Genomic DNA, 13305 nt, shown 5'->3' with positions numbered 1-13305 from the left:
ATCATTTATTTTCCGAAAGACCTTTCTGAGATCTCTCAAATGGATCTTCTCTGCCAAATTTCTTCATCAAAAAATAGCCAGCTGGAAAATAAATTTTTCCGGTTGGCTATTACTTTTTTGGATTTTTTTAAGGAACCCGGACCAAGTCTTGACGAGCCAATTCTTCGGCAATCTGGACTGTATTCCAAGCGGCACCCTTGAGTAAATTATCGGAAACTACCCACAGGTTAAAGGCACCGGGATTTTCCGCATCGGCACGAATGCGACCGACAAAAGTTTCTCTTTTACCAGCAGCAGTCAATGGCTGCGGATAAATTTGTTCCTCTGGTTGATCTTGGACTACAACTCCAGGAGCTTGAGCTAATAAATCACGAATCTGCTCCACAGTAGTCGTCGGATCAGCCAATTGAATATAAATTGACTCCCCATGACCTAATTCTACGGGAACTCGGACACAAGTAGCAGTTACCTTTAGGCTCAGATCATCCATATCATTACACATGATCTTTTTAGTCTCATGAATCATTTTCCATTCTTCATGGGAATAGCCGTCTTCTTCGAAAACATCAATTTGAGGTAATAAGTTAAAGGCCATTGGATAGTGCTTGGGATCCCCTTTTGTGGGTAAAATTTTGGCCGTCATAGTTTCTTGATTTAAATGCTGCTGAGCTTGATCCAACAATTCCTGCCAAGCTGATTGACCAGCTCCAGAAACTGCTTGATAGGTTGAAACCACAATCTGTTCTAAACCAAACCGACGACGTAAAGGTTCCAAGGCAACCATCATTTGGATTGTTGAACAATTAGGATTAGCAATGATCCCTTGATGCTTTTGTAACTGTTCTGGATTAACTTCGGGAACTACCAAGGGAACTTCCGGATCCATTCGAAAGGCACTGGTATTATCGACACAAACCGCCCCTCTTTTTACGGCTTCAGGCAATAATCGTTTCGAAACCCCACCACCCGCAGAAGCTAAAACTAAGTCCACTCCAGTGAAAGATTCAGGCTTGGCCTCTTGAACTGTCACTGCTTGACCCTTAAATTGTAAAGTCTTACCCGCAGAACGCGAAGAAGCTAAAGGAATTACTTTTTCGACTGGAATTTTAGACTGGGCTAATTGCTCCAATAAACGCGTTCCTACCGCTCCGGTTACTCCCAAAATTGCTACTGTATAAGCATCTTTTGCCATCTTAAAATTCCCTTCTCGTATGCTGTTTTACGAAGTTCGTCAAGCGTTCACTTACTGCCGCAATATCAGCATCAGAGGCCGCATAAGAAAACCGTAAATAGCCTTCTCCACCAGTACCAAAACCACTTCCCGGCGTACAGCCGACTTTAGCTTCTTCAGCTAATTGGAGAGCAAAAGCGACATCATCTTGATTAAAGGCCGCCGGAATTTTAGCAAAGAGATAAAAGGCTCCTTGCGGGGCAACCGTTTGAAAACCTAATTTTTCCAAACTTTGAACTAAATTATCCCGCCGTTTTTGATAAATTTTAACCGCCGCTTTTGCATCTTGTCGTCCATTATTCAAAGCTTCTGCGGCCGCAGCCTGACAAGGTGTGACCGGAGCCGTGACTAGAAATCCATGCATCTTAGCAATATTGGCAACCACAGCTGCTGGAGCAGCTAAATAGCCAATCCGATAACCAGTCATCGCGTGAGATTTTGATAAACCACTCACCAGAATTGTCCGCTCAGGCAAGAGACAAGCAATTGAAAAATGCTGGCCTTCATATAATAATTCACTATAAATTTCATCGGCAATAACGTAGAGCCCCTGATCAGCAATAATCGTCGCTAAGCTACTTAGCTCATCTTTTGAATACTCTCGACCAGTGGGGTTGCTGGGATAGTTCAATAAAACTGCTCGAGCGTGCGGATGTTCCTCTAAAGTCTTTGTTAACAATTCGGGAGTTAAAACAAAATCACTGGCTGAAGTATCGACCATAATTGGATGAGCCCCCGTCAAAGTTACGATCGGGAAGTAAAGCGCAAAAGCCGGTGTCGGAATAATAACTTCATCACCTGGGTTTAAAAGGGTAAACATTGCTGCTGTTAAAGCTTCTGTGGCTCCCACGGTAACAATAACCTCAGTTTCTGGATCATAAGTGACGTTTTGGGTATCTTTTAAGTAATTACTAATTGCTTGCCGTAATTCGGGTGTTCCCTTTTGCGCCGAATAATGCGATTCATTATTGGCAATGCTTTGAATTCCCGCTTGTTTGACATGTTCCGGTGTATCCAAATCTGGCTCACCAATTGTTAACTTAATAATTCCGGGAATTTTGGAAATCCGATCATCAAAAGCGCGGATTGCGGATGGTTGAACCTGATCAAGCAATTGATTGACCACTGTTGTTAATTCTGCTGCTAACTGGGGCATAATTTCGTTGACCACCTTTAAATAATTTTTTCTAAACCAACAATTAACTCATCTAAAGTCATAACTTTATCTAAAGCGACCTTAACTCCTTGCATAAACGATCCTCGATCAAAAGAATCTTGCCGGATGGTTAGGGCTTCTCCCGGACCGCCAAATAGAACTTGTTCGTGAGCGACATATCCTGGTAAACGGACTGAATGAATCTTAATTCCCTGATAGTCTCCTCCTCGAACATGATCTAATAATTCTTCCGAATCCGAAGGCCTGACGGCTTGGGGATTTCTGGTTTTTGTCATTAATTTAGCCGTATTTAAAGCGGTTCCTGAAGGAGCATCCTGTTTATCTTCGTGATGCATTTCAATAATTTCAGCATCGGGAAAATACTTTGCTGCCTCTTGAGCGAATTTCATCAATAAGACCGCTGATAAACCAAAGTTAGGGGCAATAATTCCGCCTAAATGTTTATCTTGAGCTAGAGTTTGGAGCTGACTAATTTGTTCATCCTTCAAACCGCTAGTTCCAATAACGGGATGCATCCCAAGATTTAAAGCTGCTTGAGTGTTTTCAAAAACCGACTGCGGCGTCGTAAAATCTACCCAAATATCAGCTATTTCGGTTAATTCTGAGATTTTGTTAAAAATCTGAACATCTTCCCCTAGATGATAGTCAGTCCGCGCAGCACTAGTATCCGGAATTTGTGGTGCTAAAACAGCGGTTAATTGATAATCGGTACTTTCATTGATTAATTGGACTGCCTTTTGCCCCATTGAGCCTGTGAAACCAGCAACTAAAACAGTTTTAGTTTTCATTAAATTTCTAACTCTCCTAACTTAGTTTGGGCCAAAGCCTGAGCAGGTAAATCCAAGCTTTGAGCCAAAGTTTCTTGCTCTGCAGAATTTAAGGCTTGCATTGGTAAACGACAACCACCAGTTTGATAGCCTTGAGCATTCAAAACTGCCTTAATCGGTGCTGGCGAAGGAAACATGAACAAAGCTTGCATCTTTGGTGTCAATTGCCGTTGTAATTTTCCGGCAGTAGCCACATCCCCAACGGCTAAAGCGTCATACATATGGCGCATTTGCTGGCCATAAACATGGGCAGCGACCGAAATTATTCCCTGAGCGCCAATCATTTTTGCAGCAAGAGCCTGATTATCCTCACCACTATAAACCAGAAAATCACTTGGGGTATGTTCTACTAAATATTCTAAGTCTTCAATTGAAGTACATTGTTTAACGCCAATAATATTTGGATCTTGGGCCAATTCAACTAAAGTATCGTTAGCAATCGTAATCCCCGTTCGTCCCGGAATATTATAAATAATGATGGGAACTTGAGCCTGTTGGGAAACGGTTTCGAAATGCGCCTTTAAACCACGTTGATTAGGCTTATTGTAGTATGGAGCAACCACCAAACAGGCATCAACTCCCGGAATCTTGCCTACTTCAGCCGTTAATTCTGCCGTTGCTTGGGTATTATTACTTCCGGTTCCGGCGATAACCGGTACTCGATCAGTAATCAATTGGGCAAAACGGGTATAAAGTTCGATTTTTTCTGTATGACTTAAGGTTGGTGTTTCTCCTGTAGTTCCCCCAATGACAAAGCCGCGACTCCCGGTTGTCAAGAGATGCTTAGTTAAACGTTCCAGACTAGCATAGTCAATTTGGTTATCAGCAGTAAAAGGGGTCACAATTGCGGTTAATAAATCAGCTTGTTCAAAGTTCATTTAAATTTCCTCCTCTTGCATTCGTATCTGAAGATACGAAATTACAGCATGCACTCCAGCTTCAATCGCCCGTTCATCTGGGTTAAAAGTCGAGGAATGCAAAGCTCCAGTTTCACCAACCCCCAACCAAAACATGGTTCCTGGGATTTGAGCAATTAGGTAACCAAAATCTTCTCCGGTCATGGCTGGTTGGGTTTCTTGATACTTGACTTGCGGATCAGCTTGCATCTGCTGAATAAACTTCTGAGTTAATCGGGGATTATTCTCGACGGGCCAATAACCCCCCTGACGCAAATGCACTTGGACTTGAGCTTCAAAGCTTTGCCCGATACCAGCGGCAATGGTCTGCAACCGAGTATCAATCAACTCAATCATCTTCTGGGTTAACCCCCGAATAGTTCCTTCTAAGTGGGCTTCACCAGCAATAACATTACGAATGGTCCCCGCTCTTAACTTCCCGAAAGTGATCACTCCGCCTTCGATGGGGTCTACATTTCGGGAAATAATTGTTTGAACCTGTTCAATAAAAGCAGCCGCGGCAACAATCATATCCTTAGCCCGCTGAGGATATGCCGCATGTCCGCCTTGCCCCAGAAAGTCAACGTCTACTTCTGTGGTTCCCGCAAACAGGGTTCCCAAGCGACAGCCAATTAAACCGGCAGGCAGTTGGGGAGTATCATGCAAAGCGTAAATTTCATCAACTTGAAATTCTCCCGTAAAAGCCCCTTGTTCATAGGCTTGTTGCCCCCCACTTTCACTTTCTTCAGCTGGCTGAAAAAAGAAAACTAAATTATCCTGGGGCTGGTGTTCACTATAATAACTCAAGATGCCTAAAGCCACTGTCATATGCAAGTCATGCCCACAAGCATGCATTAATCCCTCATGTTGAGAAGCAAACTCTAGGTCAGTTTCTTCCTTGACTGGTAAAGCATCAATATCCGCTCGATAACCAATCGTTCGGTGCGGCTTACGTCCCTGCACCCGAACTAAGAGTGCCGTCGGTAACTGCGGTAAAGTCTTCAAACTTAAATAGGATTGTGGCAAGCGAGCAATAATTTCCTTTAAATAGGAACAAGTCTGTTTTTCCTGTAAAGCTAATTCAGGAATTTGATGCAACTGACGGCGAATTTGAATTAATTCTTTTTCAGTAAGCATATCTTCAACCTACAACTTCCGTAAATCAGCTTCTAGGCCGGTTTTCGAAGTGGTCTGACCATCAACGGCTTTAATAACCCGGGCAGGAATTCCGGCAACAACTGTTTTTTCAGGAACATCTTCCGTCACAACCGCGCCCGCAGCGATTACCGCTCCAGAACCAACCTGAACTCCTTCTAAAACTACCGCATTGGCCCCGATTAAAACATGATCACCAATCCGAACTGGTTGAGCTGAAGCAGGTTCAATTACCCCAGCTAAAACTGCATTAGCTCCAACATGGCTATCGGCACCAACAATTGCTCGACCACCCAAAACGGCTCCCATATCTATCATCGAATTAGGGCCAATCTCGGCTCCAATATTAATTACCGCTCCCATCATGACCACCGCATTGGCCCCAATTTTGACCTGATCACGAATCAAAGCTCCGGGTTCAATTCGCGCTGAAACTTCTTTCAAATCTAACAAAGGAACCGCAGAATTACGAGCTTCATTTTCAACTTGGTAATCAGTAATTTGGTCAGCATTAGCAGCTAAGACAGGTTTAATCTCCGCCCAGTCCCCCATCACAATTCCCCAGTCAGGATTCAAGAAAGTCTGAACTGTTTCTGGCCAAGAAATTACTTGAACCTGACCGTGGAGGTAAATTTTTACCGGAGTTTTTTTAGGAGCATTGCCAATATAATCAATTATCTCTTGTGCACTTTGAAATTTCATTCCTTAACCTCACTTGTTTTGATAAGCCCGGTCTAAGCGATTCAGATCGGCATAACTTTCTCTTTCTACAACGACTTGCGCTTTTCCCTGTTCCGCAAAAACCACCGCTGGTCGAGGAACACGATTGTAATTAGAAGCCATTGCATACCCGTAAGCTCCCGTTGCTAAGAGAGCAACAATCTGACCTTGGTGAACCCGGGGAAACTCTAATTCGGAAATTAAAATATCTCCTGACTCACAATAGCGCCCCGCTAAACGAATGGTTTCTTCTGCTGGTGCTTGGGGATTAGCAGCCAAAACTGCTGTATATTCGGCTTGATAGAGGGCCGGTCGAATATTGTCTCCCATTCCTCCATCTACTGTAACGTAGGGTTTCAATCCCGGAACTCGTTTGCTGGAACCAACCGTATATAAATTATACCCTGCCGGACCAACTAATGAGCGTCCGGGTTCAATCCAAATTTCTGGAAGTGGTAATTGTTGTTGTTGACAATCCGTTTTAACGGTTTGGACCAAGGCGCTAATGAATTTTGCCGGCGCTAAAGGGTGATCCTCTGCCGTATAGCGAATGCCGAATCCTCCACCGAAATTCAATACCGGAATTGGACATTGAAACTTTTGCTGCCATTGAGCAGCTAGCTCAACCAACTTATGCGCCAATAATTCAAAACCCGTAACCGCCAAAATTTGCGAACCAATATGAGCATGAATTCCGCGGAAGTCTAAGTGAGGATTTTCTAAAATTTGTTTTAAGGCTGCTTCAGCTTGACCGCTAGGAAGATCAAAGCCAAATTTACTATCGGCTTGACCGGTTTGAATATATTCATGGGTATGAGCGGTAATATCCGGCGTGATCCGTAACATGACGGCGATTTTTTGCTCAGTCCGCTCCAAAATTGAACTTAATAAGTCCAATTCATCGAAGTTATCAAGAATAATTACGCCAACTTGTTCTTGAACCGCTAATTCTAATTCCGAACGAGATTTATTATTTCCGTGAAAACTAACATGGGCCATGGGAAAACCGGCTTGGATTGCTGTATATAATTCTCCTCCTGAAACCACATCAATATGAGCTTTTTCTTGGTTCATAACCTGATAAATAGCTTGAGTTGCAAAAGCTTTACTAGCATAGCTAACGACGTAATTAACTTGCTGCTCTTCAAAGGCCTGGCGAAAAGCGCGGACTTGCTGACGAACTTGCTCAATATCGTAAACCACTAGGGGGGTCTGAAATTCTTGAACTAAATCCAAGGCATCACATCCACCAATCATTAAGTGACCAGCAGTATTTACGGATTCTACAACTGATTCAGTTGTCATTTGTTTCACCGTCCTCTTACTTAATTAAAAAACTTTACGAAAAAAGGATTCTTCTGTGAGCGTTTCACAAAAGAATCCTCCAAAAAATCAATTAAAAAATCATTTGGTTTTCATCTGTCGATAGCGCTCCGCAAACTATTTTAGTCTACGACAGTCCATAATTTATTCAATTATGTCCCAGCCCAACACCCCTGGTATTGGTGTCAGCTTCGGCAACTTTCCCTTTCACTAGCTTCTTCGTTAATCCAGAAACTCCACTAGTTACTCATGGCGGTTGCGACCTCTTCGATTACTATGAATCTTATAATGAATTAGCGCACTTGTCAAGCTATCTTAATTTTTTATTAGGGCCCCTTAGTAGAAATAAAAAATTATTCTGAGATTTTTTCTAACTTTAACGGTTGCAGAAAGTTATTAAAGTGTTTAAAATTCTTTTTAATTGCACGACTAATTTTTTTAATTTTAATCTTTGATTGGAAAGTCAGGTTATTATGAAAGTAGTTAAATTCGGGGGAAGTTCCTTGGCCGACGGTCCCCAATTCTTAAAAGTTGTTCAAATTGTCCAAGCCGATCCGCAACGTAAAGTTATCGTTACTTCTGCACCCGGAAAAAGAAATTCTCATGATATCAAAGTAACCGATCTTTTAATTCAATATGCGCAAAAGACTCTGCAAAATCAACCAATTCAAGACATTGTAGCCCAGATTTGGGACCGTTATCAGACCATTGCTGACTATTTTGACCTGCAGGCTGCCCAACTTGCTCCCTTACACCAAGTTCTCTTGGACTTACCCCAGCAAGAATATCCTGACGCTAATTATTTAATGGCCGTTTTTAAGGCTCATGGTGAATACCTCAGTGCTCGTTTACTTACCTTGGTTCTTCAAAAAAAACAGCTTGCCGCCAGCTTCTGGGATCCACAAGAGGCGGGAATTGTCGTCAGTGACCAACCCGATGATGCCACAATTCTTCCGGAAACTTACAATAAATTGCATCAACAAAAATTACCCGAGCAAGTCTTAGTCATCCCCGGATTTTATGGTCTGACCCCTCAACAACAAATTGCTACTTTTTCTCGGGGAGGTTCAGATATTACCGGTGCCCTTTTAGCCCGCGGACTACAAGCCCAAATGTACGAAAATTTCACCGATGTCGATGCTATTTATGCCGTTGATCCCCAAATTGTTCCCCAACCGCAGGCCATTAAGACTATGACTTACCGGGAATTAAGAGAACTTTCCTATGCGGGATTTTCTGTTTTTCACGACGAAGCGCTCCTGCCGGCAATTGAAGGTCAAATTCCGATTAACGTCAAAAATACTAACCATCCCCAACTTCCGGGAACACTCATTGTTCCAGAAACCAACTTCCAACCGCAAGGTCCCGTCACAGGAGTCGCTGGTTCAACTCATTTTGCCGCACTATACTTACACCGCTATCTTTTAAACAAAGAAGTTGGTTTTACCCTTAAATTATTACAAATTTTCTATGACTTTCAAATTTCTTATGAACACATGCCTTCAGGAATCGACGACTTAACAGTTATTTTTAATAAACGTCAATTCGATGATTTGAAGAAAAAGCGACTCTTAGCTAGAATTCAAGCCGTCTTGCAACCAGACAAATTAGAGTGGATCGATGATTACGCTATTTTGATGGTTGTAGGCGAAGGGATGCCCCACCAACTGGATGTCATTCAAGATATCGTTAATCCTCTCGCCAAAGCCCAGATTAAAATTCATATGATTAATCAGGGTGCCTCCCGAATTTCAATTATGCTGGGGATGAAACAAGATCAAGCTCCACAAGCGGTCCAAAAAATTTATCAAAAATTTTTCCATTAAATAAAGTTCATCTTTTCAGGAGGTATTTTATGGTCGTCTTACAAAAAGTTCACGGTTCTAATAATCAATTTTTTCTTCTCGATCAAACCACTTTGACCCAAGCTTTGAATTCCCAAGAATTGCAAAATTTGGCCCAAAAAATTACCAAAAAGGATTTTTTTGGTGGAGTCGACGGTCTTTTAGTCGTTGATTCTAGTAGCGTTCCTGCTGCCTTAGGAAAAATGCGAGTTTATAATGCTGATGGTTCTCGCGCTTTAATGTGCGGCAATGGTTTACGAACCGTAAGTCGCTATTTAGCGACTAAACATCAGCAAGATCAATTTCTGGTTGAAACTGATCAAGCCAATCTGCAAGTCCAAAAACAGACTCCTTGGGCGCCACAAATTCCCGCTTATAGCGTAGAAATTTCTCCCGTCAGTTTTCAAGCTAATAAATTACCTTTTGCTAACTTGGGAACTGACCAACTAATCAACCAAATCGTGCCCCAATTTGATCCTCAATTAAAATTCACCGCTCTCGCTGTTCCCAACCCCCACCTGATTAGTTTTGTCAGTGCTGCTGTCATGGAGGGTCCTCTCTTAAAAGAACTTGGCGAAAAGTTAAATCAAACTAATCCGTATTTTCCCGAAGGAGTCAATCTTAGCTTTGCTCAAGTTAAAAAAGCAGACGAACTCTTTGTTCGAACTTTTGAGCGCGGAGTTGGTTTCACCAATGCTTGTGGCACGGGGATGTCCGCAACTAGTCTAGCCTACTTCCTCACCCAGCCCCAAGTTCCAGCCATGGGTACACAGTTAACGATTAAAAACCCCGGTGGAATGGTCCAAACTAGAGTTCATCAGGGTTCATCTGAGCAGTATTGGATTGAACTGAGCGGTAATGCCACTGTAATCGCTGAAATTCAGCTTCCAGAAGCCGATTTAAGGCATGGAAATCTCCAGCCGGAGAACTACGCTTATAACGAGACTGGTGAAGCTCTGGCCTATCAAAACTTCGTCCAGCAACTTTCCTAAAATCTAAAAAGGGCTAATTTGAAAAAAATTCAAACTAGCCCTTTTTATTTCGACTTTAATCGTTTACCAACCAATTTCCGCTGCATCTTCAGGCAAGCTTAATCTACCCGCTGCTAATTCGGACAAAGCCTGATCAAAGGCTTGGAAAGCTTCTTTCAATTGGTCTTCTGTAATTACTAGTGGTGGCTGGAAACGGAGAATATAGCCGCGCAAACTGATAATAATTACTCCTAATTGGAATAAACGATAAATCAACTTCGTCGTCGCTTCTTCATCGCCTTCTTTAGTTTGGGGATCGATAATATCAATCCCACCATTCAAGCCGTAAAAACGAATATCACCAATAAAATCATACTGTTCACGTTTCTTTTCAAAATAGGCTTGCACTTTCGATCCTAGCTGCGCCGAACGAGCGGGAAGGTCTTCTGCTTCCATAACGTCCAAAGTGGCATTTGCTGCGGCCGTTGTGACTGGATTTCCGGCTGTCGTGTAAGTATTTCCCGGTGAATCCAAAGCATCCATTACTTCTGCCCGCCCTAAAATTACGCTCAAAGGTAGACCAGAAGCGATTGACTTCCCAATGGTCATCAAATCAGGTTCCAAGCCGAAGTTTTCGATTGACCACCATTTACCGGTTCGACCCATTCCTTGGTTGACTTCATCAATTGCAACCAAAATTCCATGTTCGTGCGCAAACTTCCAGACAAAATCTAAATAAGCCTGCGGCGCTTTCACAATTCCTCCGTCACCTTGAATTGGCTCAACAACAATTGCCGCCACTTCTTCAGCTGGTAAATAAGTCTCAAATGGCAACTTGAAGGCGGCAATCATCCGCTCAACAAATTCATTTTCACTTTCTTGGGGCTGGCGTTGATGTACATCAGGATAAGGAACTTTTACCACTCCAGGAAGCAAAGGTGCCATTTTGCGACTCATATTTAAACTAACTGCTGACAAGGACATCGAACCGTAGGTGGAGCCGTGATAAGCCCCAGTAAAACTAACAATGTATTGCCGTTTAGTATAAGCCCGAGCAAATTTAATGATTGCATCATTAGCATCAGAACCCGAATTTCCCCAAGAAACCTTAACCGGACCACTGATTGGAGCTAGTTCAGCTAGTCGTTGTGCCAATTTAATTTCCGGTGTACTGGCAAAATAAGCCGGTGTATATTGAATTAAATTAGCCGCTTGCTTTTGAATTGCTTCCACAACGTGCGGATGACAATGACCAACATTAGTTGCTGACGCACTAGCCAACAAATCAAGATATTCCCGGCCAGTAGCATCAGTCAGAACTGCCCCTCGGGCTTTCTGAATAACAATATCAAAATATTTAATCCGGACCGCAGGTGATAAAACTTCACCTTCTTCAGCCAGCAATTTTTGATTATTATCCAACATCTTTTCCTTCTTCTTTCTCTCGGCCTAAAGCAGAATTTCTCATTCCATAACAGAAGTAAATAATTAAACCAAAGATAAACCAAGCAGCCGCATAAATTTTGGCGTCAGTACTTAAGCCTAGGAAGACGATTAAAGCACCGGCAAAGGCTAAGAAAGGCATTACTGGATAAAAAGGCATCTTAAATTCTGGATCAATGATATCTTTTCCTTCACGCTTTCTTAAAGCATAAATTCCTAGGGAAACGAACATAAAGGCAATTAAAGTTCCGGCAGAAATTAATTGGTTTAAGAAACTAAACGGGAAGACCGAACCAATTAAAACAGCGACAATCGTTAAAGCCAATAAAGCATTATTTGGTAAATGCTTATTATTAATCTTACCTAACCAACGCGGAAGTAAACCGTCTCGCCCAAAGGAATAGATTAAACGAGAACCAGCCATCATCATTCCAATTAGCGCCGTAAACATCCCGATACAAGCAACTGATTGAATAACAGCAGCGATTACTCCATGACCACTTTTCCGTAAAGCCCAACCTACTGGTTCAGCATTGTTAGCATAAAGTGTGTAATGGAACATTCCGACTAAAACTAGGGCTACGCCAACAAATAGAACTACAGCAATAATTAAGGAACCTAAAATTCCTCGCGGCATGGTCTTCCCAGGATCTTTAGCTTCCGCAGAATTAGCGGCAATTGAATCAAAACCGATATAAGATAAGAAAATCATCGAAACACCGGCATAAATTCCCTGCCAACCACCAAAGGCTGTTCCATCGGGATTCAAATGATACTTAGGGATAAACGGTACATAATTTTGTGGTTTAATTGCTGTACAACCAACGACAATAAACAGCAAAACGACCAAAACTTTAGCGATAACTAAAATATTTTCAACTCGACTAGCTTCACTAGCTCCACGAGATAAAAGATAAGCTACAGCGATAATTACCACCACGGAAACTAAATCAATCACTCCGCCATCAGTTCCGTAAGCATTAGCTAATGATTTAGGTAACACTAAACCTAGAGGAGCAATTAAGCCGCGAAAATTAGCGGATAAACCCGAACCAACAAAGGCTACCGCAATGAAATACTCCGCCAATAAAGCCCAGCCAGCAATCCAACCAAAAAATTCTCCAAAGATAACATTAATCCAAGAATAAGCTGAACCAGCAAACGGCATTGCAGAAGCCATTTCAGCATAAGCAAAAGCTACTAAACCAGCAACCAAGGCTGCGGCTAAGAAAGAAATTACCACCGCTGGGCCTGCATGTTGCGCTGCTACTGTTCCGGGCAAAGTGAAAATAGCCGTAGACACAATAGTCCCCAAACCCAAAGCCAAAAAGTCCCGCACCCGCAAGGTTCGAGACAAATGAGCATCCTTTTGCTCATAAACGCTAGGGTCTTCTTTTCGGAAAATACGTTCTTTAAAACTTGCCATATCTACTCCCTCAACTTTACCAATTATTCAAACTGCCAAAACAGCTTAAATTAGAAATTGGTTAATATTTTCTTATAAATTCTTTGATTTGTCAAGTTTCATTATTAGTTGATAAATATAACTTTTACTTGGATTTCATTTTTTTGTCTCTTCAAAAATTCTATTCAGCAAGCAAAAATAGCAATTGAAAAACCAATCAATCTTGAGAATTCTGGCAATAATCCCCCCACTAGCAATTTAGGGTTATTAAAGTTATAATTGAGGAGTATATAATTAGCGAGGTTAAGCTTAG

The 13305-nt window shown here is 42.1% G+C and carries 11 protein-coding genes and 1 riboswitch; of the genes, 2 read left to right on the top strand and 9 right to left on the bottom strand.

The annotated features are described in order from the left end of the window. Window positions 1-127 precede the first annotated feature (127 nt). The 7 genes from HU830_RS00145 to lysA are packed head-to-tail and all read right to left on the bottom strand — an operon-like array spanning window position 128 to window position 7311. Window positions 128-1192 carry an aspartate-semialdehyde dehydrogenase gene (locus HU830_RS00145; protein WP_176941795.1) on the bottom strand — a complete coding sequence of 355 codons (1065 nt, stop codon included), beginning with the start codon at window positions 1190-1192 and terminating at the stop codon, window positions 128-130. 1 nt (window position 1193) lies between these two features. Further along, complete coding sequence (locus HU830_RS00140) at window positions 1194-2387, bottom strand: aminotransferase class I/II-fold pyridoxal phosphate-dependent enzyme (RefSeq protein ID WP_176941794.1); 1194 nt, start codon at window positions 2385-2387, stop codon at window positions 1194-1196. Between the two features lie 17 nt (window positions 2388-2404). Then, entirely contained in the window at window positions 2405-3196 is a 792-nt protein-coding gene (dapB, locus tag HU830_RS00135) for a 4-hydroxy-tetrahydrodipicolinate reductase (protein ID WP_176941793.1), read from the bottom strand. After that, window positions 3196-4113 carry a 4-hydroxy-tetrahydrodipicolinate synthase gene (dapA, locus tag HU830_RS00130; protein ID WP_176941792.1) on the bottom strand — a complete coding sequence of 306 codons (918 nt, stop codon included), beginning with the start codon at window positions 4111-4113 and terminating at the stop codon, window positions 3196-3198. Before dapA ends, dapB begins: the two co-directional genes overlap by 1 nt. Beyond that, a complete protein-coding gene (locus HU830_RS00125; protein WP_176941791.1) occupies window positions 4114-5268 on the bottom strand; it encodes an N-acetyldiaminopimelate deacetylase in 1155 nt (384 codons plus the stop codon). A gap of 9 nt (window positions 5269-5277) precedes the next feature. Continuing rightward, the gene (dapD, locus tag HU830_RS00120) at window positions 5278-5988 is read right to left on the bottom strand and encodes a 2,3,4,5-tetrahydropyridine-2,6-dicarboxylate N-acetyltransferase (RefSeq protein WP_176941790.1); all 711 of its coding nucleotides are present in this window, start codon (window positions 5986-5988) and stop codon (window positions 5278-5280) included. A 9-nt stretch (window positions 5989-5997) separates the two neighbouring features. Beyond that, window positions 5998-7311, bottom strand: a complete 1314-nt coding sequence (gene lysA / locus HU830_RS00115) for a diaminopimelate decarboxylase (RefSeq protein WP_176941789.1) — start codon at window positions 7309-7311, stop codon at window positions 5998-6000. Window positions 7312-7423: 112 nt separating this feature from the next. Beyond that, a riboswitch (Lysine riboswitch) is annotated at window positions 7424-7605 on the bottom strand. Window positions 7606-7802: 197 nt separating this feature from the next. Here lysA and HU830_RS00110 point away from each other — a divergent pair. Continuing rightward, the gene (locus tag HU830_RS00110; protein WP_176941788.1) at window positions 7803-9155 is read left to right on the top strand and encodes an aspartate kinase; all 1353 of its coding nucleotides are present in this window, start codon (window positions 7803-7805) and stop codon (window positions 9153-9155) included. 29 nt (window positions 9156-9184) lie between these two features. Beyond that, window positions 9185-10165 carry a diaminopimelate epimerase gene (gene dapF / locus HU830_RS00105; RefSeq protein WP_176941787.1) on the top strand — a complete coding sequence of 327 codons (981 nt, stop codon included), beginning with the start codon at window positions 9185-9187 and terminating at the stop codon, window positions 10163-10165. Window positions 10166-10228: 63 nt separating this feature from the next. Here dapF and HU830_RS00100 read toward each other — a convergent pair whose 3' ends face one another. Both HU830_RS00100 and HU830_RS00095 read right to left on the bottom strand, forming a co-directional pair. Then, the gene (locus HU830_RS00100) at window positions 10229-11569 is read right to left on the bottom strand and encodes an aspartate aminotransferase family protein (protein ID WP_176941786.1); all 1341 of its coding nucleotides are present in this window, start codon (window positions 11567-11569) and stop codon (window positions 10229-10231) included. Beyond that, on the bottom strand, window positions 11559-13013 hold the full coding sequence (locus HU830_RS00095) for an APC family permease (protein ID WP_176941785.1): 1455 nt from the start codon (window positions 13011-13013) through the stop codon (window positions 11559-11561). Before HU830_RS00095 ends, HU830_RS00100 begins: the two co-directional genes overlap by 11 nt. Window positions 13014-13305: the final 292 nt, after the last annotated feature.

Source organism: Bombilactobacillus apium, from assembly GCF_013385145.1.
Lineage (GTDB): Bacteria > Bacillota > Bacilli > Lactobacillales > Lactobacillaceae > Bombilactobacillus > Bombilactobacillus apium.
Note: the sequence above shows the minus strand (reverse complement) of the source record. Positions and strands in the feature narration are given on the sequence as shown.

What these genes read in the sequence shown, in the direction of transcription:
- lysA (WP_176941789.1), bottom strand. Translation starts at nt 7,311, where the DNA reads ATGACAACTGAATCAGTTGTAGAATCCGTAAATACTGCTGGTCACTTA.
- dapF (WP_176941787.1), top strand. Translation starts at nt 9,185, where the DNA reads ATGGTCGTCTTACAAAAAGTTCACGGTTCTAATAATCAATTTTTTCTT.
- HU830_RS00145 (WP_176941795.1), bottom strand. Translation starts at nt 1,192, where the DNA reads ATGGCAAAAGATGCTTATACAGTAGCAATTTTGGGAGTAACCGGAGCG.
- HU830_RS00100 (WP_176941786.1), bottom strand. Translation starts at nt 11,569, where the DNA reads ATGTTGGATAATAATCAAAAATTGCTGGCTGAAGAAGGTGAAGTTTTA.
- HU830_RS00140 (WP_176941794.1), bottom strand. Translation starts at nt 2,387, where the DNA reads ATGCCCCAGTTAGCAGCAGAATTAACAACAGTGGTCAATCAATTGCTT.
- dapA (WP_176941792.1), bottom strand. Translation starts at nt 4,113, where the DNA reads ATGAACTTTGAACAAGCTGATTTATTAACCGCAATTGTGACCCCTTTT.
- HU830_RS00110 (WP_176941788.1), top strand. Translation starts at nt 7,803, where the DNA reads ATGAAAGTAGTTAAATTCGGGGGAAGTTCCTTGGCCGACGGTCCCCAA.
- HU830_RS00095 (WP_176941785.1), bottom strand. Translation starts at nt 13,013, where the DNA reads ATGGCAAGTTTTAAAGAACGTATTTTCCGAAAAGAAGACCCTAGCGTT.
- HU830_RS00125 (WP_176941791.1), bottom strand. Translation starts at nt 5,268, where the DNA reads ATGCTTACTGAAAAAGAATTAATTCAAATTCGCCGTCAGTTGCATCAA.
- dapD (WP_176941790.1), bottom strand. Translation starts at nt 5,988, where the DNA reads ATGAAATTTCAAAGTGCACAAGAGATAATTGATTATATTGGCAATGCT.
- dapB (WP_176941793.1), bottom strand. Translation starts at nt 3,196, where the DNA reads ATGAAAACTAAAACTGTTTTAGTTGCTGGTTTCACAGGCTCAATGGGG.